The sequence below is a fragment of the Streptomyces yangpuensis genome, from assembly GCF_024666385.1.
GTDB lineage: Bacteria > Actinomycetota > Actinomycetes > Streptomycetales > Streptomycetaceae > Streptomyces > Streptomyces yangpuensis.
In genome coordinates this window covers 3,389,503-3,412,317 of the sequence record NZ_CP102514.1, presented here as the reverse complement: position 1 = coordinate 3,412,317, position 22,815 = coordinate 3,389,503, and the positions used below count along the sequence as shown (strand labels likewise).

At 72.9% G+C, this 22,815-nt stretch carries 21 protein-coding genes, 1 tRNA gene and 1 pseudogene; 10 read left to right on the top strand and 13 right to left on the bottom strand.

Going from position 1 to position 22,815, the window contains the following annotated elements; all coding sequences use genetic code 11:
* Positions 1-97 precede the first annotated feature (97 nt).
* The 4 genes from NRK68_RS15485 to NRK68_RS15470 form a co-directional block, all read right to left on the bottom strand.
* The gene (locus tag NRK68_RS15485) at positions 98-856 is read right to left on the bottom strand and encodes a nucleotidyltransferase family protein (protein WP_183069803.1); all 759 of its coding nucleotides are present in this window, start codon (positions 854-856) and stop codon (positions 98-100) included.
* Between the two features lie 28 nt (positions 857-884).
* A complete protein-coding gene (locus NRK68_RS15480) occupies positions 885-1,298 on the bottom strand; it encodes a hypothetical protein (protein WP_136229221.1) in 414 nt (137 codons plus the stop codon).
* A 204-nt stretch (positions 1,299-1,502) separates the two neighbouring features.
* Entirely contained in the window at positions 1,503-2,591 is a 1,089-nt protein-coding gene (locus NRK68_RS15475) for an ABC transporter ATP-binding protein (RefSeq protein ID WP_183069802.1), read from the bottom strand.
* Between the two features lie 388 nt (positions 2,592-2,979).
* Positions 2,980-4,362 (bottom strand): RNA-guided endonuclease InsQ/TnpB family protein, encoded by a 1,383-nt coding sequence (locus NRK68_RS15470; protein ID WP_257856020.1) that lies wholly within the window; start codon positions 4,360-4,362, stop codon positions 2,980-2,982.
* A gap of 160 nt (positions 4,363-4,522) precedes the next feature.
* On the opposite strand from NRK68_RS15470, the gene NRK68_RS15465 reads away from it, so the two are divergent.
* Positions 4,523-4,598 (top strand) — tRNA-Thr (locus tag NRK68_RS15465).
* Positions 4,599-4,662: 64 nt separating this feature from the next.
* On the opposite strand, the gene NRK68_RS15460 is transcribed toward NRK68_RS15465, so the two are convergent.
* The gene (locus NRK68_RS15460) at positions 4,663-6,048 is read right to left on the bottom strand and encodes an NAD(P)/FAD-dependent oxidoreductase (RefSeq protein ID WP_257856019.1); all 1,386 of its coding nucleotides are present in this window, start codon (positions 6,046-6,048) and stop codon (positions 4,663-4,665) included.
* 722 nt (positions 6,049-6,770) lie between these two features.
* On the opposite strand from NRK68_RS15460, the gene NRK68_RS15455 reads away from it, so the two are divergent.
* The gene (locus NRK68_RS15455; protein WP_257856018.1) at positions 6,771-7,682 is read left to right on the top strand and encodes an aminoglycoside phosphotransferase family protein; all 912 of its coding nucleotides are present in this window, start codon (positions 6,771-6,773) and stop codon (positions 7,680-7,682) included.
* Positions 7,679-8,152, top strand: a complete 474-nt coding sequence (locus NRK68_RS15450) for a GNAT family N-acetyltransferase (RefSeq protein ID WP_183067954.1) — start codon at positions 7,679-7,681, stop codon at positions 8,150-8,152. The genes NRK68_RS15455 and NRK68_RS15450 overlap by 4 nt, the downstream gene beginning before the upstream one ends.
* Here NRK68_RS15450 and NRK68_RS15445 read toward each other — a convergent pair.
* On the bottom strand, positions 8,149-9,147 hold the full coding sequence (locus NRK68_RS15445; RefSeq protein ID WP_257857862.1) for a zinc-binding dehydrogenase: 999 nt from the start codon (positions 9,145-9,147) through the stop codon (positions 8,149-8,151). The genes NRK68_RS15450 and NRK68_RS15445 overlap by 4 nt on opposite strands.
* Positions 9,148-9,283: 136 nt before the next feature.
* Between NRK68_RS15445 and NRK68_RS15440 the strand changes: the two genes are divergently transcribed.
* Together NRK68_RS15440 and NRK68_RS15435 are read left to right on the top strand one after the other, a co-directional pair.
* Positions 9,284-9,958, top strand: a complete 675-nt coding sequence (locus NRK68_RS15440) for a pentapeptide repeat-containing protein (protein WP_183067953.1) — start codon at positions 9,284-9,286, stop codon at positions 9,956-9,958.
* Between the two features lie 281 nt (positions 9,959-10,239).
* Positions 10,240-11,235 (top strand): annotated as a pseudogene (locus NRK68_RS15435) (glycoside hydrolase family 26 protein); the annotation flags it as partial.
* A gap of 44 nt (positions 11,236-11,279) precedes the next feature.
* Here NRK68_RS15435 and NRK68_RS15430 read toward each other — a convergent pair.
* Genes NRK68_RS15430 through NRK68_RS15420 form a run of 3 tightly spaced genes read right to left on the bottom strand, consistent with a single transcriptional unit; the run spans position 11,280 to position 13,642 of the window.
* Positions 11,280-11,783, bottom strand: coding sequence for a hypothetical protein (locus NRK68_RS15430; RefSeq protein WP_183067951.1), 504 nt, complete (start codon positions 11,781-11,783; stop codon positions 11,280-11,282).
* A gap of 45 nt (positions 11,784-11,828) precedes the next feature.
* Complete coding sequence (locus NRK68_RS15425) at positions 11,829-12,452, bottom strand: response regulator (RefSeq protein ID WP_030663223.1); 624 nt, start codon at positions 12,450-12,452, stop codon at positions 11,829-11,831.
* On the bottom strand, positions 12,449-13,642 hold the full coding sequence (locus NRK68_RS15420; protein ID WP_183067950.1) for a sensor histidine kinase: 1,194 nt from the start codon (positions 13,640-13,642) through the stop codon (positions 12,449-12,451). The genes NRK68_RS15425 and NRK68_RS15420 overlap by 4 nt, the downstream gene beginning before the upstream one ends.
* A gap of 451 nt (positions 13,643-14,093) precedes the next feature.
* Between NRK68_RS15420 and NRK68_RS15415 the strand changes: the two genes are divergently transcribed.
* A complete protein-coding gene (locus tag NRK68_RS15415; RefSeq protein ID WP_183067949.1) occupies positions 14,094-14,654 on the top strand; it encodes a GlcG/HbpS family heme-binding protein in 561 nt (186 codons plus the stop codon).
* 32 nt (positions 14,655-14,686) lie between these two features.
* Positions 14,687-16,099, top strand: a complete 1,413-nt coding sequence (locus tag NRK68_RS15410; protein WP_257856015.1) for a M1 family metallopeptidase — start codon at positions 14,687-14,689, stop codon at positions 16,097-16,099.
* Between the two features lie 89 nt (positions 16,100-16,188).
* Here NRK68_RS15410 and NRK68_RS15405 read toward each other — a convergent pair whose 3' ends face one another.
* Together NRK68_RS15405 and NRK68_RS15400 are read right to left on the bottom strand one after the other, a co-directional pair.
* On the bottom strand, positions 16,189-16,713 hold the full coding sequence (locus NRK68_RS15405) for a GNAT family N-acetyltransferase (protein WP_257856014.1): 525 nt from the start codon (positions 16,711-16,713) through the stop codon (positions 16,189-16,191).
* 101 nt (positions 16,714-16,814) lie between these two features.
* On the bottom strand, positions 16,815-17,390 hold the full coding sequence (locus NRK68_RS15400; protein ID WP_030031143.1) for a TerD family protein: 576 nt from the start codon (positions 17,388-17,390) through the stop codon (positions 16,815-16,817).
* 156 nt (positions 17,391-17,546) lie between these two features.
* On the opposite strand from NRK68_RS15400, the gene arfB reads away from it, so the two are divergent.
* Positions 17,547-17,972, top strand: coding sequence for an alternative ribosome rescue aminoacyl-tRNA hydrolase ArfB (gene arfB / locus NRK68_RS15395; RefSeq protein ID WP_045323070.1), 426 nt, complete (start codon positions 17,547-17,549; stop codon positions 17,970-17,972).
* A 170-nt stretch (positions 17,973-18,142) separates the two neighbouring features.
* Here the strand turns inward: arfB and NRK68_RS15390 are convergent, their stop codons facing one another.
* Positions 18,143-18,709 carry a flavin reductase family protein gene (locus NRK68_RS15390; RefSeq protein WP_183067946.1) on the bottom strand — a complete coding sequence of 189 codons (567 nt, stop codon included), beginning with the start codon at positions 18,707-18,709 and terminating at the stop codon, positions 18,143-18,145.
* 301 nt (positions 18,710-19,010) lie between these two features.
* On the opposite strand from NRK68_RS15390, the gene cdgB reads away from it, so the two are divergent.
* The gene (gene cdgB / locus NRK68_RS15385) at positions 19,011-20,741 is read left to right on the top strand and encodes a diguanylate cyclase CdgB (RefSeq protein ID WP_257856013.1); all 1,731 of its coding nucleotides are present in this window, start codon (positions 19,011-19,013) and stop codon (positions 20,739-20,741) included.
* 68 nt (positions 20,742-20,809) lie between these two features.
* Entirely contained in the window at positions 20,810-21,832 is a 1,023-nt protein-coding gene (locus NRK68_RS15380) for a CBM35 domain-containing protein (RefSeq protein ID WP_183067942.1), read from the top strand.
* A 21-nt stretch (positions 21,833-21,853) separates the two neighbouring features.
* Here NRK68_RS15380 and NRK68_RS15375 read toward each other — a convergent pair whose 3' ends face one another.
* Positions 21,854-22,774 (bottom strand): 1-phosphofructokinase family hexose kinase, encoded by a 921-nt coding sequence (locus NRK68_RS15375; RefSeq protein WP_183067940.1) that lies wholly within the window; start codon positions 22,772-22,774, stop codon positions 21,854-21,856.
* Positions 22,775-22,815: the final 41 nt, after the last annotated feature.

Here is a 22,815-nt window from a genome sequence, read left to right as displayed (position 1 = left end):
GGCGTGCGGGTCGGTGCTGGGGGTGCGCGGGGCGGCGTGCGGGTCGGTGCCGGAGCGCGGGGGTGGTGTGCGGGTCGGCGCGGGACCGTGCGGGGGCTCAGGGGGCCGTCTGGGACGCCAACTCCCGTGCGGCCTCGGTGAGGTCCTTGGCCGTGTCGATCGCCCGCCAGTAGGCGCCCTGGGGCAGCGGGTAGCCCGCCAGCCGCCGCTCCCTCGCCAGCCGCGGGAAAGTGGTGCGCTCGTGGTCCCCCAAGTCCGGGAGCAGCGCCGCGAATTCGGGCCCGAAGACGTACACCCCGGCATTCACCGGGTAGGGCGACGGCGGAGCCTCGATGAAGTCCAGGACGTGCCCGAACTCGTTGGTCTCCACCACCCCCCACGGGATCCGCGGCCGGGCCAGCGCGAGCGTCGCGACCGCCCCGCGCTCGGCGTGGAAGGCCGCCATCTCGCGCAGCGAGAACCGGGTCCAGACGTCGCCGTTCGTCGCGTACCAGGCCCCGCCGGGGTCCGGGAGGTGCCGTGCCGCGTACTTCAGGCCGCCGCCGCGCCCCAGCGGCTCCTCCTCGACCACCGTGGTCACGCGCAGCGGCAGCGGCGCCTCGGCCAGCCACTCCTGGAGCACCCCGGCGAGGTGCCCGCACGAGACGACCGCGTCGGTGACCCCCTCGGCCGCCAGCCAGGCCAGCTGGTGCCCGATGATCGGCAGCCCGGTCCCCGGGATCTCGACCATGGGCTTGGGGCGGTCGTCGGTGTACGGACGCAGCCGCGACCCCTGGCCGCCCGCCAGGACGACGGCCTGGGTGGGGGCGGCGGGGAACGCGGCTGCGGAGGGGGCGGATCGGTGGTCGTCGGTCATGGCGGCCAGCGTAGGGACGAGGCGCGGGTCAGCCCATGGAGGCGACGCCCGTGGCGTACGAGGTGTCGCAGACGGGGCGGGCGAACGACTGGGCCTTCGTGGGCCCGTACGCCTCGACGGCGGCGCGGCCGAGCGCCCGGGCGATCCCCACGCAGTGCTCGGCGAGCGACGGCCGGCGGTTCACCTCCTGCTGGAGGTGGGTCAGGACGTCGTCCGGCTCCTGGCCCTGCTGCAGCTCGCCGACGAGCTGCGTGCGCAGCACCTCGTGGGCGGCGCGCGGCTTCGCGGGCGTGGAGACGCCCTCGGCGGACGCGGTCACGAGCTGGGAGGAGGAAGTGTCCGCCCAGGGGACCATGGTGACCGCGAGGGTCCCGGACAGGACCAGGACGACGGGCAGGACCAGGGCGAGGGAACGGCCGATTCGGCGGGCAGTGTGGGTCACGAGGGCGAGAGTAGCGCTCGGTGAGGATTTGGCGACATTTAGTCACTCTGTCGGGGGATGGTTCGACGTGGTTTTTCGAATTCCGGGTTGACGGCCCCGCCCGAATGGCCCGGTCTGCCGGGGTTCCTGCGGGTGCCCCGCGACAACGGACGGCGGAGGGGCGCCCCTTGACGGGACGCCCCTCCAACCTCCGTGCCGGTACGACTAGTCGGACAGTCGCTGCCCGGAGGAGGTCGAGAAGACGTGGATCTCGTCGGCCCGCGGCACGACGTGCAGGCTGGAGCCCTTCTCCGGGACCTGACGGCCGCCCACGCGGACCACGAGGTCCTGCGAGCCCTCGGCGGCCGAGGTGGAACCGTAGACGTAGCCGTCGGCGCCGAGCTCCTCGACCACGTTCACCGTGATGGTCAGACCACCGCTCCCGGCGACGTCGAAGTGCTCCGGGCGGACGCCGACCGTGACGGTGCGGTCGCCCGCGTCGGCCGCGGCGGACAGCGCGGCGCGCGACACCGGGACGACGCTGTCGCCGAACTTCACGCCGCCGTCGGTGATCGGGACCTCGACCAGGTTCATGGCCGGGGAGCCGATGAAGCCGGCGACGAAGAGGTTCGCGGGGCGGTCGTACATGTTGCGCGGGGTGTCGACCTGCTGGAGCAGACCGTCCTTGAGGACCGCCACCCGGTCGCCCATGGTCATGGCCTCGACCTGGTCGTGCGTGACGTAGACGGTGGTGATGCCGAGGTCGCGCTGCAGCGCCGCGATCTGCGTACGCGTCGACACGCGGAGCTTGGCGTCGAGGTTCGACAGCGGCTCGTCCATCAGGAACACCTGCGGCTTGCGCACGATCGCACGGCCCATGGCGACGCGCTGGCGCTGGCCGCCGGAGAGCGCCTTCGGCTTGCGGTCCAGGTACTGGGTGAGGTCGAGCATCTTCGCCGCGTCCTCCACCTTCTTGCGGATGGTGGCCTTGTCCTCGCCGGCGATCTTGAGCGCGAAGCCCATGTTGTCGGCGACGGTCATGTGCGGGTAGAGCGCGTAGTTCTGGAACACCATCGCGATGTCCCGGTCCTTGGGCGGCAGGTGCGTGACGTCGCGCTCACCGATGCGGATGGCGCCGCCGTTGACGTCCTCCAGGCCGGCGAGCATGCGCAGCGAGGTGGACTTGCCGCAGCCGGAGGGGCCGACGAGGACGAGGAACTCGCCGTCCTCGATCTCCAGCTCCAGCTGGTCGACGGCGGGCTTGTCGCCGCCAGGGTACAGACGGGTCGCCTTGTCGAAAGTGACAGAAGCCATGGTGGTGAATCCCTTCTACCGGCAGGAACGTGCCGGACGATCCGAGTGGAAGGTCTAGTCCAGAAATCGGACTCCGCCCGACGCTACCTTCCGGAACGCCTCCTGTCAGTACCGCGGCCCTGTGGGATTGTCGGTGCGAGCCGCTTCGATACCCCCATGAGCGTGTACGAGATCCTCCGGCGACAGCGGGGGCGGTGCCGGGATGCCCGGCGGAGGGCTGAGCCTCCCCTCCGGGCGGGATGGGCAGAGCAACACACTTTTGACCTTGCTGTTCCTGTTTCGACGCCCGCCGCCCGCCCGGCGTGACCCCGAGGGGCACACCGGGCCGGTCTTGCGCGGGCTCCACAGGCATTGCGGCCGACGGCCCGTCGGTCCGTACTGCACCCGACTACGCGGCCGGTACGAGAGCGATCAGCTCCGAAGCCCTGATCACACTCGGGGGCCTGTGCGGCGGTGGAAGCGATGCGGCCACCGTCCAGTACAGCCGCATCCCCTCGGCCCGGAGGTTCACGGCGGCATTCGTGTCCCGGTCGTGGACGGCTCCGCACTCCGCACAGCACCACTCGCGGACCGAGACGTCCAGCTTCGCCCCTTTCGCGTGGCATGCGGAGCATCGGCGGGTCGACGGGAAGAACCGGTCCACCACCACCAGCGTCCTCCCGTACCAGGCGCACTTGTAGCGGAGCTGCCTGAGCAGCTCGCCCCAGGCGGCATCGGTGATCGACCGGCTCAGCGCCGCCTTGCGGCGCCTGCCCCTGCCCGTCGCTCCACGCATGAGGTTGGCGATCGGCAGGTCCTCCACCACGAGCACTTGGTTCTCGCGCACGAGGCGGGTCGTGAACCGGTTCAGCAGGTCACGACGGACATCACCGATTCTGGCGTACAGGCGGGCGACCCGCTCCCGCACCTTGTCCCGGTTCTTCGACCCCTTCAGCTTCCGGTGCAGCTCCCGCTGAAGGGTCGCGAGCTGCTTCCCGTACTTCGCGAGCAGGCGGGGGTGCGGCAGCTTCTCCCCGTCGTCGAGGGTCACCAGCGACACGAGTCCGAGGTCCAGGCCGACGGCCTTCGGCTCGTGGTCGCCGGGCAGGAACACCGCGGGCAGCGGCGCGATCACTTCCTCCACCAGCACCGCGAGGAAGAACCGGCCGGCCCGGTCGCGGGTCACCGTCAGCTTCACCGGTAGCAGTCCGGGCGAAAGCGCACGCGACCAGCGCACGTCCAGCGGCTTCGTCTGCTTGGCGAGGGTGACGGAGGCCGTGCCCGGGCGCCGGGCGTCCTCCACCCACCGGAATCCGGTGCGTACGTACGTCGCCGCGTCGTTGGACCGGTGCTTCGACTTCCGCTGCGGGTACTTCGCCACCCCCTTGTAGAACCGGGAGAACGCGGATTCGAGGTGCCGCAGCGACTGCTGGAGGACGGTGGACGACGCCTCCTTCAGCCACGCCCTCTCCGGGATTCCCTTCCACCCCGTCAGGGCCCGGCACGTGTCCGCGAACCCCAAGGACACGCGGTGGTCCTGCCAGGCTTTCGACCGGAGGGCGAGGGCCTCGTTGTAGACCCAGCGGCAGGCGCCGAAGGTCCGATGGAGCTGTGCTGCCTGATCCGCGGTCGGATAGAAGCGGAAACGGTAGACGCGCTGCTGAGCTCCGGGGGCTCCGGTGAATCCCTTCAGCGGCGCGGCCGTCCGGGACCGGTGCTTGGTCCGCTCGCCCACCCCGAGCAGGTCGCGCTTGATGCGGTGGGCTTCCTCGCCCACTGTGCGCTCCGCCATCACCCCTCCCACGGTCTGATCTTCAGAACGGCACACCTGTCCGTCCAACGAACGCACGTGTGGTTGGTTACGGGTGCGGTCCAATGCGATGGCTCGGGGAAACGGGCGCTGTGTAGAGTGATGGCGGCTCCACTCGCAGTGTGTCCGCGAGTGGGTTCGTGCCGCCTTAGCTCAGTTGGCAGAGCGGTTGCCTTGTAAGCTCCAGGTCATCGGTTCGATTCCGATAGGCGGCTCCATCGCAGGTCAGAAGCCCCGGACGTGTCAGCGTCCGGGGTTTTTCGGCGTTCTGGGGGCGGGGCGTCAGTGGCGGCCCGAGATGCGGTCGGCCAGGCGGGCCAGGGGGGTCGTCGTCGGGGAGTGGGTGGCCGCCTCCCGGCGGTCCGCCTCGCGGTAGGCGGCGTACAGGGCCTGCACACCGAGCCAGCGGAAGGGCTCCGGCTCCCAGCGGCGGACGCGGTGGTTCACCCACGGCAGGGCGGTCAGCTCGGTGGACTCGCCGAGGACCAGGTCGCGCAGGGTGCGGCCGGCGAGGTTGGCGGTGGCGACGCCGGAACCGACGTAGCCGCCCGCCCAGCCCAGGCCCGTGGTGCGGTCCAGGGTGACGGTGGCGCACCAGTCGCGCGGGACGCCGAGGACGCCCGACCAGGCGTGGGTGATTTCCGTACCGGTGAGGACCGGGAAGAAGGAGAAGAGGAGGTCGCGGAGGGAGCCGACGGTGGCCGGCTGGGTGCGGCCGTCGTTGTCGGTGCGCGAGCCGAAGCGGTACGGGACACCGCGTCCGCCGATCGCGATCCGGTCGTCGGCGGTGCGCTGCGCGTACATGTACGCGTGCGCCATGTCGCCCAGGACCTCCCGGCCCGACCAGCCCAGCCGCGCCCAGGTCTCGGGGGACAGCGGGGCGGTCGCGATCATCGAGGAGTTCATCGGGAGCCACGACCGCTTCTGGCCCTTGAGGGCGGCGGTGAAGCCTTCCGTGCAGCGCAGGACGTACGGGGCGCGGACCGTGCCGTAGGGGGTGACGGCCTTCCCCGCGGCGATCTCCGTGACCGGGGTGGACTCGTGGATGACCACGCCGAGGCGTTCGCAGGCCGCGGCCAGGCCCCGGACCAGCTTGAGGGGGTGGATGCGGGCGCCGTGCGGGCTCCAGCCGGAGCCGACGGCGTCGGCGATGTCGATGCGGGCGCGGGTGGCGGCGGCGTCGTGGAGCTCGCGGTCGCTCTCGCCGAAGGCGAGCTCGGCGGCGTGGAAGGCCTTGAGGCGGCCGAGCTGGGCGGGGGTGCGGGCGACCTCGAGGACGCCGCCGCGGTGGATGTCGGCGTCGATGCCCTCCTTGGCGGCGACGGCGATGACCTCGGTGACGGTCTCGTTCATGGCCTGCTGGAGGCGCGCGGCGGCGGGCCGGCCGTGGAGGGCGGCGTAGCGGTCGCGGCCGGCGATCCCGTTGTAGAGCCAGCCGCCGTTGCGGCCGGAGGCGCCGTAGCCGCAGAACTTCTGCTCCAGGACGGTGACGCGGAGGTCGGGGGCGGCCTGCTTGAGGTAGTAGGCGGTCCACAGGCCGGTGTAGCCGCCGCCGACGATGACGACGTCGGCGGCGGCATGGGCGGTGAGGGGCGGCCGGGGTGGGGTGGTGGCCGGGGTGCCGGGGTCGGTCGCGTACCAGAAGGAAATACCGCCGTTGATCGTCATGGGGGAGTTGCTACACCCTTTCCCTCACGGGGTGCCAGGGACGGGGTGTCGCGTGCCGGGGCGGCAGGAGTGGCCCTACGCCGATTGCCGTCTGCACTGCGTGCGGCTCCGCGGTCCGGCTCGGGCTCCGCCCGGGCTGTGTCCCGTGGTGCTGGGTGGTTTGGCTTGGGTTCCTGGCGGGGCGGGGGTTGGTCGGGGTCGGGGAGCGGGGCCGGTCCGGGGTGTCTCCTCGGCTCGGCGCGTGCGGGTACGTCCCGGCCAGGCGGCCTTGGTTGCGCGCTCGTCCTGCGGGGACACCCCGGCCCGTCCCCACTCCCCTCGGCCGGGGCGCTGCCGTGGGGTGGGGACACGCAGGAGGGTCCCCGCAGGACGAGCGCGCAACCAAGGCCGCCATGCCGCGACAAGGCAGCACGCGCCGAGCCGAGGAGACCCTCGTGCGGGGCACCACCCCACCCCCCACACCACCGCCCCGCAACACCACCGCACACGACATCACCGAGCACCGCAGGGCCCCTGGCCCGGGCGCAGCCCGACCGACTCACCGCCGAGCCACCCCGCAGGGGCACGGCCGAGGAGACCCTCGTGCGGGGCACTACCCCACCCCCCCCCACACCACCGCCCCGCAACACCACCGCACACGACACCACCGAGCACCGCAGGGCCCCCGGGCGCAGCCCGACCAGCGCACCGCCGAGCAACCCCGCAGGGGCTAGGTTTGGGGGGTGGACAGGCTTGAGGTTCCTCGGGAGTTGGCCGAGGCGCAGGTTCGGTACAACGGGGATGCCGGGCGGGAGTTCGTCGCGGCGTTGCCCGCGCGGGCCGCGGAGTTCCTGGAGCGGTGGCGGCTGCGGCGGGCCGGGCCGGTGATGCACGGGGTGACGGCTCTGGTGCTGCCGGTGGAGCGGGCCGACGGCAGTGGGGCCGTGCTGAAGCTGGTGTCGCTGGACGAGGAGTGCGTGGGGGAGCCGGTCGCGCTGCGCGCCTGGGACGGGGACGGCTGCGTGCGGCTGCTGGAGCACGATCCGCAGACGGGCACGCTGTTGCTGGAGCGGCTGGACGCCGGGCGGGATCTGGCGGAGCTCGCGCGGCGGGACGCGCGGCAGGCGGTGCGGGTGGTCGGGGAGTTGCTGGCGCGGCTGACGGCGGTGCCCGCACCGGCCGGGTTGCGGGGGCTCGGGGAGATGGCGGCGGGGATGCTGGCGGACGTACCGGGGGCGCTCGGGCGGCTGGTGGACGAGCGGGACCGGCGGTTGCTGCGGGACTGCGCGGCGGCGGTCGCGGAGGTGGCGGGGGAGCCCGGGGACCGGTTGTTGCACTGGGACCTGCACTACGGGAACGTCCTGGCGGGCGGCCGGGAGCCGTGGCTGGCGATCGATCCGAAGCCGCTGGCGGGCGACCCGGGTTTCGACCTGCTGCCGGCGATCGTCAACAACTTCCGTCCGCAGGACGTGCGGTGGCGGTTCGATCTGCTGACGGAGGCGGCCGGGCTGGACCGGGAGCGGGCGCGGGCCTGGACGCTGGGCCGGGTGCTGCAGAACTGCCTGTGGGACGTGGAGGACGGCGAAGAGCGGCTGGACGAGGAGCAGTTGGCGGTGGTGGACGTGCTGCTGGCGCCCCCTAGGCTGCGGGGATGATCCGTAGGGCTGAAGTCACCGATGTTCCTGTCGTCTGCGAGATGATCCGCGAGCTCGCGGAGTACGAGAGGGTGCCGCACGAGGCGCGGGCGACCGAGGAGCAGTTGCGGGAGGCGCTGTTCGGGGAGCGGCCGGCGGTGTTCGCGCATGTCGCGGAGGCGGAGGACGGGGAGGTCGTCGGGTTCGCGGTGTGGTTCCTCTCCTTCTCGACGTGGCGCGGGGTGCACGGGATCTATCTGGAGGACCTGTACGTACGTCCGGGCGTGCGCGGTGGTGGTCATGGAAAGGCGTTGTTGCGGGAGTTGGCGCGTACGTGCGTCGAGCGCGGCTACGAGCGGCTGGAGTGGTCGGTCCTGAACTGGAACGCGCCGACGATCGCCTTCTACGAGGCCCTGGGTGCCCGGCCGCAGGAGGAGTGGTCGGTGTACCGGCTGACGGACGGGGCGCTGGCGGAGTTCGGGGCCGGCTAGGAGCCGGGTTCGAGTACGACTTTGCCGGTGGTGGCGCGGGTTTCCAGGGCGTGGTGGGCGGCGGCGGCCTCGGCGAGGGGGTAGCGGGTCAGGGCCGGGCGCAGTCGGCCGGCGGCGGCTTCGGCGAGGGCGCGGGTCTCCAGGAGGCGCAGGGGGTCGTCGCCGCCGGCGCGCCGGAGCATGACGGGGCCGAGTACGCCCTGGGTGGTGATGCCGCGGGCGGTGAGGTCGGCGCGTTCGGTGTCGGTCAGGTCGAGGGGGCCGCCGGACCAGCCGAAGACGAGGTGCTGTGCGCCGGGGGCGAGCAGGCCGAGGGCGGTGCGGGCGGTGTCGCCGCCCACGGAGTCGAAGAGGACGGTGGCGCCGGCGGGGTGGTGGGCGCGTACGGCGTCGGGCCAGCCGGGGTCGGTGTAGTCGAGGGCGAGGTCGGCGCCGTTCGCGGTGGTCAGGGCGGTTTTGGCGGCTCCGCCGGCGAGGGCGACGACGGTGGCGCCGGCGTTCTTCGCGTACTGGACGAGCAGGGTGCCGATGCCTCCCGCGGCGGCGGGGATCAGGGCGACCGAGTCCGGGCCGAGGTCGGCGAACTGGAGGATTCCTAGGGTGGTGCGGCCGGTGCCGATCATGGCGACGGCCTGGGCGGCGTCGAGGCCGTCGGGTACGGGGTGCAGGCGGGCGGCGTCGGCGACGGCGTACTCGGCGTATCCGCCGGGGGCGAAGCCGAGGTGGACGACGACGGGGCGGCCGAGCCAGGCGGGGTCGGTGCCGGGGCCGAGGGCGTCGACGGTGCCGGCTACCTCGCGGCCCGGGATGGTGGGGAGGTCGGGGAGCGGGGCGGGCGGGCCCTGGATGCCCTGGCGGAGCGAGGTGTCGAGGAGGTGGACGCCGGCGGCCGCGACGGCGATGCGGACCTGGCCGGGGGCGGGTACGGGGCGGTCCGTGCGCTCGTAGGTGAGGTTCTCGGCGGGGCCGAAGGCGTGGAGGCGGACGGCGTTCATGGTGGTGGCGTGCGTGTCGGTGGCGTGCGGTTCGGTGGGCATGGGGCCAGCCTGCGACCTCGAGTTCGGTTGAGGTCAAGGGCCGGGCCGGGGCCGGGGCCGGGCCGTTGTCGGTGCTGTCGGCCACGATGGGGGCATGGTGCGAAACGAGCGGCAGCAGTCGGTGAAGGCGGCGCGCAGGCCGGAGCTCAGGCTGCCGGATCTGGCGCCCTGGGAAGGGCGGGAGCTGGAGGCGGACGGGGACTACGACGGGGTGGAGTTCGCGGACCTGGACCTGGCGGGGCAGGAGGGGGTCGGGGCCCGGTTCATGGACTGCGCGGTGCGGCGCTGCGCGCTGGACGAGGCGGGCCTGGCGAAGGCGCGGATCCTGGATTCGGTGCTGGAGGGGGTCCGCGGGGTGGGGACCGACCTGTCGGGGGCGTCGCTGCGGGACGTGGAGCTGGTGGACGCCCGCCTGGGCGGGGTGCAGTTGCACGGGGCGGTGCTGGAGCGGGTGGTGGTCCGGGGCGGCAAGATCGATTACCTGAACCTGCGGAAGGCGCGGCTGCGCGACGTGGTCTTCGAGGGGTGTGTGCTGGTGGAGCCGGACTTCGGGGGTGCGGTGCTGGAGCGGGTGGAGTTCCGGGACTGCGCGCTGCGCGGGGCGGACTTCTCGGGGGTGCGGATGGCGGACGTGGACCTGCGGGAGGCGGCCGTGCTGGAGATCGCGCGGGGGGTGGATGCGCTGGCCGGGGCGGTGATCAGTCCGGCGCAGCTGTTCGATCTGGCTCCGGCGCTCGCGGTTCAGTTGGGGGTGCGGGTGCTTTCGTAGGGGGCCGTCGGGGGTGGTGCCGGTGGGTGGTCGGGTGCGGGTGTGTTGTCGGGTGCGGCGCCGTTGCGGGGGCTCTTGCCCCCGGGCCCCCGCGCCTCAATCGCCGGCGGGGCTGAGTTGGTGCCGGCGGGGCTGAGAGGTGCCGGCGGGGGTGAGAGGTGCCGGCGGGGCTGGAGGGTGGGGCGAATGGGCGAGTGTGGGGGTGGTTGGGCGGGCGGTTCGGTGGGGTGGTGCCTAACGTGCTGGCAGGCGCAGCGGTGCGCGAGGCCTGTGGAGGTGTCATGTCCCATCGGGGTCGTTGGCTGTCGGGTGCCTGCGCCGGTGCGGTGGTCGTCGCCCTGCTCGTCGTGGGGGGCGTCCTCGACGCGCGGCCGTCCCGGGAGGGGGCCGCGGGAGGTGCGGGGAGCGAGGCCTCGGGGACGGCCGTCGGCGCGTATCTGCACTACGGCTCGCCCGGCGTCGAGCGGATGGCGGAGCTTTCGCGCTGGCTCGGCGGCACCGAGCTGCGCGCCGGGCACACCTATCTGCCCGGCGACACGTGGGCGAACATCGAGGGGGCACCGGATTCCCTGCGCAGCTGGGCGCGCTGGCGGCGGGAGCGGGCCGATCGGCTGTTCGTCCTCAACGTGCCCATGCAGGAGCGCAACGAGGCCGGTGTTCCCGACGGCCGGGTCGCGGAGCTGATCCGTGCCGGCGCCCGCGGTGCGAACGACGAGCACTTCCGGCGGCTGGCCAGGAGGCTGGTCGGCCTCGGGGTGCCGGACACGGTGATCGTGCTCGGGTGGGAGATGAACGGCTTCAACTACACCCACCGGTGCCGTCCCGACCCGGAGAACTGGAAGGCGTACTGGCGGCGCATCGTGGCGGCCATGCGTTCGGTGGAGGGGCAGCGGTTCCGGTTCGACTACGCCCCGAACCGCGGGGGTGACGCGATCGCCTGGACGAGCTGCTATCCCGGCGACGACGTGGTCGACGTCCTCGGTATGGACTCCTACGACCAGGAGCCGGGCCGTACCTTCGAGGAGCAGGTCCGCCAGCCCTACGGGCTCCAGCAGCAGGTGGATTTCGCGAAGGCGCACGGCAAGCGGATCTCGTACCCCGAATGGGGGCTGTTCCGGCACGGGGACAATCCGGAGTACGTACGGGGCATGCTGTCCTGGTTCGCCGAGCACCGGCCGCTGTACCACAGCATCACCGACTACTGCCCGCACGGCGTGTGGCAGTGCGGGCAGAACCCGCGTTCCGCGGCGGTGTTCCGGGAGTTCCTGACCGGCCGTGACCTGCCGTGACCGGCGCTGACCTGCCGTGACCCCGGTCGCGGTCAGGCCGGGACGCGCGGGAAGCGGGCCTGGAGGGTCCAGATGGCCGGGTTGTCGGCGAGCCCGTCGTGCATGTCGATCAGGTCGGCGAGCAGGTCGTGCAGGAAGTCGCGGGCCTCGCGGCGCAGCAGCCGGTGGCTGAAGGTCAGCGGGGCCTCCTCGGCCGGCATCCAGTCGGCCTCGACGTCGACCCAGCCGAAGCGGCGCTCGAAGAGCATGCGGTCCGTGGACTCGGTGAAGTCGATCTCGGCGTACTGGCGGTTGGCGGAGCGGCTGCCGCGCGGGTCCTGGTCGAGCTGCTCGACGATGTCGCACAGCGCCCAGGCGAAGTCCAGCACGGGCACCCATCCCCAGGCTGTGGATACTTCCCGGTCCGAATTCGTGTCGGCGAGGTAGACGTCCCCGCAGAACAGGTCGTGCCGCAGCGTGTGGACGTCCGCCGAGCGGTAGTCGGTCTGCGGGGGGTCGGGGAAGCGCCGGGAGAGGGAGTAGCCGATGTCGAGCACGTACCCGATGGTGTCACGGGTGCGCAGCGGTCCCCACCCGGGTCGTCAGGAGGGCAGGAGGCGCTGTTCCTTCGCGACGGAGACGGCGCCCGCGCGGGTGTCGACGCCGAGCTTGTCGTAGATCCGCCCCAGGTGGGTCTTGACGGTGGCCTCGCTGATGAACAGGGCGCGGGCGATGTCACGGTTGCCGAGGCCGCGGGCCAGCTGGCCGAGGATGTCCAGTTCGCGGTCGGTGAGGGTGGGGCGGCTGCCGCGCATGTGGGCCATGACGCGGCTCGCGACCGGCGCCGAGAGGGTGGTGCGGCCCTGGGCGGCGGAGTGGATCGCGGCGAAGAGCTCCTCGGGGCGTTCCGCCTTCAGGAGGTAGCCGGTGGCGCCCGCGCCGATGGCCCGGGTGATGTCCGCGTCCGTGTCGTAGGTGGTGAGGACGAGGACGTGCGGGGGCCGGGGGAGCGCGGTGATGCGGCGGGTGGCCTCGACGCCGTCGATGCCCTCGCCGAGCTGGAGGTCCATGAGGACCACGTCGGGGTGCAGTTTCGCGGCCAGGGCGACGGCCTCCTCGCCGCTGCCCGCCTCGCCGAGGACCTCGATGTCGGGTTCGCTGCCGAGGAGGGCGAGGAGTCCGGCGCGGACCACCACGTGGTCGTCGCAGAGCAGGATCGTCGTCATGGAGCGGGCTCCAGGGGGATGGCCGCGGAGAGGACGGTGCCCTCGCCCGGCGTGGATTCGATGGTCAGGGTGCCGCCCAGCTGGCGGACGCGGGCCCGCATGGCCGGGAGGCCGTGGCCGCGCCGGTCGGCGTCGGTGCGGGGCTCGGTGAAGCCGTGGCCGTCGTCGGCGATGTCGAGCACCACCTGATCCCCGAGGAAGCTCAGGGTGAGGGCGGCCGTACGGGCGCCGGAGTGCTCCCGGACGTTGGCGAGGGCGCCCTGGGCTATGCGCAGCAGGGCGGACTGGACGCGGTCCGGGAGCGGGGTGGGGGCGCCTTCGAGGTGGAAGCGGACCTCGATGCCGGGTCCGGCGTCGAGGGCGCGCAGTGCGTCGGCGAGGCCGGCGCCGTCGGCGAGCTCGGACGGGGCCAGGTCGTGCACCAGCCGTCGGGCCTCGGCGAGGCCGTGTGCGGCGATGCCGGTGGCGGTACGGACGTGGGCGCGGGCGATGGCCGGGTCGGTGTCCCAGGTGCGGTCGGCGGCCTGGAGGAGCATCTGCTGGCTGGACAGGTTCTGGGCGAGGGTGTCGTGGATCTCCATGGACAGCCGCTGGCGTTCGGCGAGGGTGCCTTCGCGGCGCTCGGTGGCGGCCAGTTCCCGGCGGGTCCGGATCAGGTCGTCGATCAGGGCCCGTTGGGCCTGGGCCTGGCGTTCCATGTGGACGAAGACGGCGGTGGCGAGGGCGGCGACGGCGGGCGGGGCCAGGAGCAGGTTGGGGTCGAAGGACTTGGACAGCTCCATCTGGGCGGTCACGACGAAGGCGGTGAGCAGGGCCACCAGGACGATGGCGGCGCGCGGCGGGAGGGTGCGCAGGGAGGTGAAGAAGAGCGGTACGGCGCACCAGGCGAAACTCGGCGCGAGGACGACGAGGACCACCCAGGTGGTGACGACCAGGCCGAGCCAGAGGAGGCGGCGGCGGGTGGGGGCGGCGCCGAGCACCGGGCCGAGTACGTAGAGCACGGCGAGGGTGACGCTGAGGGCGATGACCCACGGGGTGCGGGGTTCGCCGGGGTGGCGGAGCAGGAAACGGGCCACGGAGGCGCCGAGGAGGAGGAAGAAGGCGGTGTGGGCGACCGTCGCGAGGGTTCGGGTGTCGTCGCGCGGCGGTGCGGGGGTCACGGGGTGCTCCTTGGTCGGGCGTGCGTCCATTGTGGGCTGCGGCGCAGTGCCGTTGCCTGCGGCGCGTGCCATTGACGGGTGCGGCGCCGTTGCGGGGGCGCTGCCCCCGGGCCCCCGCGCCTCAAACGCCGGCGGGGCTGGGATAGGCCGGCGGGGCTGGAAGAGCGGGGCTCCGCCCCGGACCCCGCACCTCGATCGCCGGCGAGGCCGGGATGGTGCCGACGGGGATGGGCGGCGGGGCTGGGATGGTGCCGGCGGGGTCGGATGCCCCGTCCGACCAGCAAATACCGCGCCGGAGGCGCTGCGCATCGGCCGATCGGATGACCCCCGGGTCAGCCGGTGCGGTGGGCGGGGCGAGCCGGTACGGGGACGGGGTGGAGGGGGCCCGGGGCCCAGGCTTGGAGCAGTGAAGGAGCCGGTTCGCCCGGCCCGGACCGACCGATCCGAAGCCGTCACCGCGGCACCGTTCTCAGGAGCAGAGATGAAGACCCGCACCCGCGTTCTCACCGGTACCGCCCTCGCCGTCGCCCTGGGCGCCGGAACCTTCGGTGCCGTGAGCGCCAGCGCGAGCCCCGCCGGCGCCACCGCCCAGGCCGCCGCCGTCGCGGCGAAGAAGGACGGCCCGAGCGACAAGAACTTCACCACGACGACCCACCTGACCGTCGACGCCGCCACTCGTGCCGCCCAGGCCGCGCTCCAGGCCGCCGCGGCGGAGAACCAGAAGGTGTCCGTCGCGGTGGTGGACCGCAACGGCAACACCATCGTGACCCTGCGCGGCGACGGCGCGGGTCCGCAGTCCTACGAGTCGGCCGAGCGCAAGGCCTTCACCGCCGTGTCCTGGAACGCCCCGACCTCGGTGCTCGTGGGCCGGCTGGCCCAGGCCCCGAACCTGAAGGACATCCCCGGCACCCTCTTCCTCGGTGGCGGCACCCCGGTCCAGGTGAACGGCGCTCCCGTCGCCGGTATCGGTGTGGCGGGCGCCCCGAGCGGCGACCTGGACGAGAAGTTCGCCAAGGCCGGCGTGGACGCGCTGAGCAAGTAGGACGGGCGCTTTGCCCGCTTAGGATCGGGTGTGTGGAACACCGCGCACTTCCCCGCCTCGCCGCCCCTGCCGTAGCCGCCCTGCTCGCCGTCACCACGGCGTGCACGGGGGGCACGGTGCAGGGGCGGCCGGGCGCGTCGGGGCTGCGCGACCCGTACTTCCCGAAGGCCGGCAACGGCGGCTACCAGGTCGAGCACTACGCGCTGGACCTGGACTACGACCCCGCCGACGGGGTGCTGCACGGCAGGGCGGTCATCACCGCGCGCGCCGAACAGGGGCTCAGTTCCTTCAACCTCGACCTGAGCGGCCTGCACGTCGAGGGCGTGGACGTCGACGGCGAGGGGGCCCGGTTCAACCGGACCGGGAACGAACTGACGGTGCGCCCGGCCGACGACGTGAAGAAGGGCCGGGTCTTCCGTACGGAGGTCGTCTACAGCGGCAGGCCGAAGGCCCTCACGGACGCGGACGGTTCCCGGGAGGGCTGGATCACCGGTGAGGCCGGTGCGGTCGGCGTCGGCGAGCCGGTCGGCTCGATGACCTGGTTCCCCGGCAACCACCATCCGAGCGACAAGGCCGCCTACGACATCACGATCAGGGTCCCGCGCGGCTACGAGGCGGTGTCCAACGGGGAGTTGCGTTTCCGTACCGAAGGTGCGGACGGGCGGACGCAGTTCGCGTGGCACAGCCCGGAGCCGATGGCCAGCTATCTGGCGACTGCCGTGGTCGGCCCGTACAAGGTGACGACGGGCCGGACGCCTTCGGGGGTGGCCGTCTACAACGCGGTGTCGCCGGAGGAGGCGGCCGCGAGCGAGCCGACGCTGGCGCGGCTGCCGGAGATGGTGGAGTGGGGCAGCGGGCGGTTCGGCCCCTACCCGTTCGGTACGGCGGGTGCGGTCGTGCTGCCCGCCGGGACGCTCGCCTACGCGCTGGAGACGCAGACCAAGCCGGTGTACCCGGGGGCGCCCGGGGACGAGTCGCTGGTGCTGCACGAGCTGGCCCACCAGTGGTTCGGCAACTCGGTGTCGCCGAAGAGCTGGAAGGACATGTGGCTCAACGAGGGCTTCGCGACCTACGCCGAGTGGCTGTGGGACGAGGACCACGGCGGGCCGACGGCGCAGGAGCACTTCGACGCGCTGCTGGCCGGTGACACGGACGTCGACGAGGCCGCCGATGCCGGCTGGGACGCCTTCCCGCCGGCCGACCCGCCCGGGCCGGAGGACATCTCCGCGAGCCCGGTGTACCAGCGCGGTGCGATGGTGCTGCAGCGGATCCGGCAGGAGGTCGGCGACGAGAAGTTCTTCGGCCTGGTGCGCGGCTGGGCCGCCGACCACCGGCACGGGAACGCGAGTACGGCCGACTTCACCGCCTACGCCGAGGAGCGGACGGGCCACGACCTGAAGAAGGTCTGGGACGTCTGGCTGTACGGGAAGGCCCGCCCGAAGTAGGCCCGTCCGGAGGAGGCCCGTCCGGAGGAGGCCCGTCCGGGGGAGGCCCGCCCGGAGGAGGCCCGCGACAGCCCCGGCACCGGACCCGGCTACGCGGGGCCGAGGGGTTTGCGCAGCACGGTGCAGTCGCGGCCCATGTCGAGGTCCTTGGCGCGGCGCACGGGGGAGTACCCCTGGGACTGCCAGAAGGCCAGGCCCTTGGGGTTGTTGTCCAGTACGGCGATCTGCACGCCGGTGCGTCCGGCGGCGCGGAAGCGGTCCTCGACCAGGGTGGCCACGGCGCGCCCGTGTCCCGCGCGGTGCGCGGTGGCGTCGATGAGCAGCAGGCCGATCCAGGGGTCGTCGTCCCCGGGGGCGGCGGCCGGGTTGTGGGCGAGGGTGGCGACGAGGCCGACGAGGCGGCCGGCGCTGCGGGCGAGCAGGATCTCGGCGCTGTCGTGGGCGAGTTCGCCGGCGAGGGCGGCCGCGACCTGTTCGACCGTGATGCGGTTCGGGTCGGGGAAGTCGCCGCTCAGTTCGAAGAAGGCGTGGTTGGTCGAGTAGAGGGCGGCGATCTCGGTCAGGACCGGCCCGGGAAGGGCGCCGTCCACGGGGGCCAGCGGTTGGAGGATCACCTGCGGAACGGTAGCGAAGCCCCCTCCCCGGACGGCCGGGAGGGGGCTTCGCCTCGCCCGCGTCGGTGTCCGTCAGTGACGGACCCGGCGGACCCGGGGACTCAGACGTTGACGCCGAAGTCCTGGGCGATGCCGGTGAGGCCGGAGGCGTAACCCTGGCCGACCGCGCGGAACTTCCACTCCGCCCCGTTGCGGTAGAGCTCGCCGAAGACCATGGCGGTCTCGGTCGCCGCGTCCTCGGAGAGGTCGTAGCGGGCGATCTCGGCGCCGCCGGCCTGGTTCACGACGCGGATGTAGGCGTTGCGGACCTGGCCGAAGTTCTGGCTGCGGCTCTCGGCGTCGTAGATGGAGACCGGGAAGACGATCTTGTCCACGTCGGCGGGCAGGCCGGCGAGGTTGACGTTGATGGCCTCGTCGTCGCCCGCGCCCTCGCCGGTGCGGTTGTCACCGGTGTGGACGATGGTCTGGTCCGGGGTGGACTTGTTGTTGAAGAAGACGAAGTGGCCGTCGGAGACGACCTTGCCCGTGGCGTTGACCGCGATGGCCGAGGCGTCGAGGTCGAAGTCGACACCGGTCGTCGTACGGACGTCCCAGCCGAGACCGACCGTGACGGCGGCGAGGCCCGGGGCCTCCTTCGTGAGCGAGACGTTGCCGCCCTTGGACAGGCTGACAGCCATGGGATTGTCCCTTTCCTCATCCGACATGCACGTACAGGCGGTCAAAGTACCGCTGACCTCTATAACGCGACGAGAGGCCGCTCGGGTTCCCGGTGTGAATTCCGGGTGACGGCAAATGCGGGTGACGCGGGCCGGGCGGGCACGGATCATAGGGGCATGCCTGGTCCCTATGTCATCCGCGGTTCGGTCGTGCTCCCCGAGGGGGAGCTGTCCTGGCGCTTCTCGCGGTCCTCCGGGCCTGGCGGGCAGCACGTGAACACCTCGGACTCGCGCGTGGAGCTGCTGTTCGACCTGGCGGCGACCAAGGCGCTGCCCGAGGTCTGGAAGGAGCGGGCGCTGGAGCGGCTCGCGGGCCGGCTGGTGGGCGGGGTGGTGACCGTACGGGCCTCCGAGCACCGCTCGCAGCTGCGCAACCGGGAGATGGCGCTGGTCCGGCTGGCCTCGCTGCTGGCCGAGGCGACGGCGCCGCCGCCCAGGCAGCGCCGGCCGACGAAGATCCCGCGGGGGATCAACGAGCGGCGGCTGCGTGAGAAGAAGGCGCGGGCCGAGACCAAGCGGGGCCGGACCGGCCGGGACTGGTAGCCCGGCCCCGAGAGGCGGGTTCCGGGACTCGGGCCTCCGGGGGCCGGCCGCGGGTGCCGCGTGCCGGTCGGGATCCGCCGGGATCGGCCCGGGTGGCAGGTTCCGGGTGCCGGGTGCCGGGTGCCGGGTGCCGGGTGCCGGGTGCCGGGTGCCGGGTGCCGCGCGCCGGGTCAGCCCAGGTGGCGGTAGCGTCCGCGGAAGTACGTCAGCGGCGAGGAGTCCGGGGACGGCAGGGAGGCCGTCAGGACACGGCCGATCACCAGGGTGTGGTCGCCCGCCTCGATGCGCTTCTCCGTACGGCATTCCAGGGTGGCGAGGGCGCCGCTGAGCAGGGGCGCGCCGGAGGCCTCGCCGCGTTCGTACGGGAGGTCGGCGAAGAGCAGCCGGTCGCTGATGCGGCCCTTCATGGCGAAGCGGCCGGCGGTCTGGAGCTGGTGGTCGGCGAGGACCGACACCGCCCACAGCGGCTGCTCCGCCAGCAGGTCGTCCATGCGGGAGCCCTCGCGCAGGCTCACCAGGACCAGGGGCGGGTCCAGGGACACGGACAGGAAGGCGGTCGCCGTCATGCCGACGTCCTCGCCGCGCGGCCCGTCGGCCGTCAGCGGGGGCTCGTGCGCGGTGATCAGGCACACGCCCGCCGCCAGCCGGGACATCGCGGCGCGGAACTCGTCATTGCTCACCCCCTCAGCATGGGGGTTCGCGGCGGGCGGGGCGGGTACGGGGGTCGTCTTCAGCACACGGAAACGCTAATCTCGCCCTCCCGTACGGCACATCGGGCCCTGGTCCGAGTCGCGCCCCCGCCCCTCGGCCTAGGCCCGGGCGTATCGTTTGCTCACGAGAATGAGGGGGAGCGCTCCCAGTCCGAACCGTCCCAGCGCGCACCGTTATTCATCTCATGTGACTTGAGTCACAGAGGGCAAGATTTGTTGACCCTGTGTACCTGCCGCACAGCTCACTGTGATTCAGTGGACGGGACACCGCAACGAAACGCCGATGACAAACCTGGAGTTGCTGTCGAGGTCTCGGGGAGAGCGAGCAATGGAGACCGAGTCGGAGCCGTACGTCCGTCTTGCGACCCTGCGGCAGCTGCACCGGGTGGTGGCCGATCTCAACACGGCCCGCAGCCTGGCGGACACTCTGCAGACCGTCGTGGACGGCATCGTCGTGGGCCTCGGCTATGAGCTCGCCTGTGTCAACCTCGTTCGCCCCGACGGGGATCTCGTCGTCGCCGCCTTCGCCGGCGACCCCGCCGCCGAGGCGCTCATCACCGGTCGCGTGGGCTCCCGCGCCTCCTGGGAACGCCGTCTGACGATGGGTGAGTGCTGGGACGGGCTCCGCTTCATCCCGCACACCGAGGGCTGGGTCCTCCTGGAGGACGACGTCCCCCAGTGGCACACCGACGGGCCCGATCCGCGCTTCGAGGACGAGTGGCACCCCGAGGACCGGCTCTACGCCCCCATGTATGCGTCCGGCGGGGAACTTCTGGGTGTCATTTCGGTGGACAGACCGCGCAACGGCCGCCGGCCCGGCGCCTGGGGCCGCGAAGCGCTCCAGATGTACGCCTTCCAGGCGGCGATTGCGATCAGCAATGCGAGGCTCCGCGCGAACATGCAGCGCGCCCTGGTCCGGCTGGAACGCGAGCAGCAGGCGCTCCGCGCCAGTGAAGAGTCGTTCCGCCAGGCCTTCGAGTACGCGCCCAGCGGCATGGCCATCGCCGAGATGGGCGGGGACCAGCACGGCCGGCTGCTGCGCACCAACGACGCCCTGTGCCGGCTCCTCGGCCGCCCCGCCTCCGTGCTGCGCCGCTACTCCTTCTCCGACCTGGTCCACCCCGAGGACATCGGCACCCTGCTGCGGACCTCCGCCGAAGGCGGCCGCGCCGAGCTGCGGCTGGGCCGCCGGGACGGCACCTACGTATGGGTCTCGCTGCGCAACTCCGTCGTCGCGGACGCCGCCGACGGGCCGCGTTTCCTCCTCACGCACGTCGAGGACATCGAGGAGCGCAAGCGCCACGAGCTCCAGCTCGCGCACCGGGCCAGCCACGACTCGCTGACCGGCCTGCCCAACAGCGCCGAGCTGCGGGCCCGGCTCGGGGCGCGGCTGTGCCGCAGGCCTCAGTCCGCGCGGGCCAGCGCGATCGAGGCCCTGGACGCGGCCTTCGAGGGGCGCGAGGCGCACGGCGGGCACGACGGCCACGAGGTGCGGGCGGAGGTGGGCGGCGGGGGAGAGCACGGCTTCCAGCCCGACGGCCCCGACCGGTACCCGGGGGGTGATCCCTTCGACTTCCCCGGGGCGCCGACCGCCCCGACGGACGGACCGTACGACCACCACGTGCACACGGTGGCGCCCGCGGCCGACGTCGACGACGGGACGAAGGGGCTCGCGGTGCTCTTCTGCGACCTCGACGGCTTCAAGTCGATCAACGACCGGTTCGGGCACCACACGGGTGACGCGGTCCTGATCGAGGTCGCCCGGCGGCTGACGACGGGCGTCAGGGACGGTGACACCGTCGCTCGGCTGGGTGGTGACGAATTCGTCGTTCTGGCGGACGGGCTCGGTGCCGCGGACGCCGCGGACCTAGCCGTCCGGCTGCGCAACGCGATCATCCCGCCGATCCGTGTGGACGGCCGTGCGGTGCGTGTAGGCGCCAGTTTCGGCATCGGCTGGGCCAGCTGCGGCATGTCGGCCGACGAGGTGCTGCGCTCCGCCGATCAGCGGATGTACATCGAGAAGAGGTCCCGCTCCAAGGCGCACCGCAGGGCCGGCTGAGGCGGTCCGTCACCCGTGTGTGCACCTGTTCGGGGTAGGCTCCCGGGGGTCGAAAGGAGTGACCTGCGATGACGACGCCCGCGAACAACGGCTCGCACGGTGGGGCGAACAAGCCCGAGGACGATGATCCGTTCGGCTATCTCTACGAGGATGGCCAGGCGGCCGGCGCCACCCCGCCCTCGTCGGGCGGCGGATACGGCTACCCCGGGGCGTCGGTCGGCGGTCACCCCGGTGCGCAGCCCGGCGTCCCCCGTACCTCGCACCACCAGGTGCGCACCGTCGGCGACCGCAGGAACGGCGGCCAGCGCGGTCCCGTCCCCCAGCAGCAGAACCCCGGCTACCAGGCCCAGTACCAGGCGCCGGAGGCGCTGCAGGCGGGCGGCTACGGCGTTCCGCAGCAGCCCCAGTCCGTGCAGCAGACCCAGACGATCGGGCACCCCGGCGGGCACGGCGGGCACGGCGGCGGCGCCTCCAGCCGGCGCGGTCTGCTGATCGCGGCCGTCGCGGTGGTCGGCGCGGTCGTGATCGGCATCGGCGCGGCCCTCGCCTTCGGCGACAAGGACAAGCCGGAGGACAAGGGCAAGGACACCGCGACCGGCGGCGGCCAGCAGTCGTCGGCCCCGCAGGACCCGGCGAGCCCCACCCCGAGCGCGAAGCCCTCGCAGGTCCAGCTGCCGAAGGCGGACTTCGGCGGCAGCGGCATGTCCCTCACGGGCGGTGCGAACCTGCAGAACACGCTGCCGGGTGCGAAGAGCGAGAACGGCCAGTACGTGACGGGCCTGAACGCGGTGGGTGCGGCGGCCACCTGGTCGGTGGAGGTCCCCAAGACGGGCAAGTACAAGCTGAAGATGACCTACGGGGTGCCGGGCAAGGACGCCAACACCACGCTGACCGTCAACGGCGAGGCGCAGACCCGGCCGGTGAACATGGCGAACTTCTCCAAGGCCGCCCCCGGCGACTGGGCCAAGGGCTGGACCAACACCTACTCGCTGGTGGACCTCAAGCAGGGCGCCAACACGATCAAGATCTCGTGCGAGGCGGGCAACCAGTGCGACGTCGTCCTCGACCAGCTCTGGCTGGAACAGGGCTGATCCGGCCGGAGCTGCCGCCCTCTAGGCGGCGGGTGTCACCTTCACCGACCCCCGTACCTCCTCGTAGGTGCGGGGGTCGAACTCTCCCGCCACCGGGGACAGGACCGTGGCCGCCGAGAGGGCGACCGCGCGGCTGAGGCGGTCCGGCCAGTCCAGGCCCTCGGCGAGGCCGGACAGCAGGCCCGCGACGACGGAGTCGCCGGCTCCGGTGGGGTTGCCGGACAGCGGGCGCGGTGGGGCCGCCTGCCAGGTGCCCTCGGCGGTGGCGGCCAGCAGGCCGGCCGGGCCGAGCGAGGTGACCACCGCGTGCGCGCCGCGGCGGCGGGCGTCGCGGCTGGCGGGCAGGGGGTCGCGGGAGCCGGTCAGCTCGGCCAGTTCGGCGGCGTTCGGCTTGATGATCTCGGGGCGGGCGGCGACTGCGCGGCGCAGGGCCTCGCCGCTGGTGTCCAGCAGGACGGGGACCCCGGCCGAGCGGGCGGCCCGTACGAGTACGGCGTACGCGCCCACGGGCACGCCCGGCGGGAGGCTGCCGCACAGGGCCACCGCCCGCACCCCGGCGACCAGCTCCTCGTAGTGCGCGAGGAACCGCGACCACTCCGCTTGTGTGATGAGCGGCCCCGGCTCGTTGAACTGCGTTGTGTCGCCGGAGGCTTCGTCGACGACGGCCAGGGTGCGGCGCGAGGGGCCCTCGCAGGGGAGCAGGGCGTCCACCACCGCGGGGCAGGTCGCCAGCTGCCGGCGCACGACGGAGCCGACCGGGCCGCCGGCAAAGCCCGTCGCCGTCACCTTGTGGCCCAGCGCGCCGAGGACGCGGGCGACGTTGAGCCCCTTGCCGCCGGGCCGTTCGGTGACGGCGGTGACCCGGTGCGAGGCGTGCGGAAGCAGCCGCGGCACGCGGTAGGTGACGTCGAGTGCGGTGTTGAGCGTCACGGTCAGGATCATGGGCACCCCCGGGTCTGTTGCTGCCGGGATCATGCCAAACA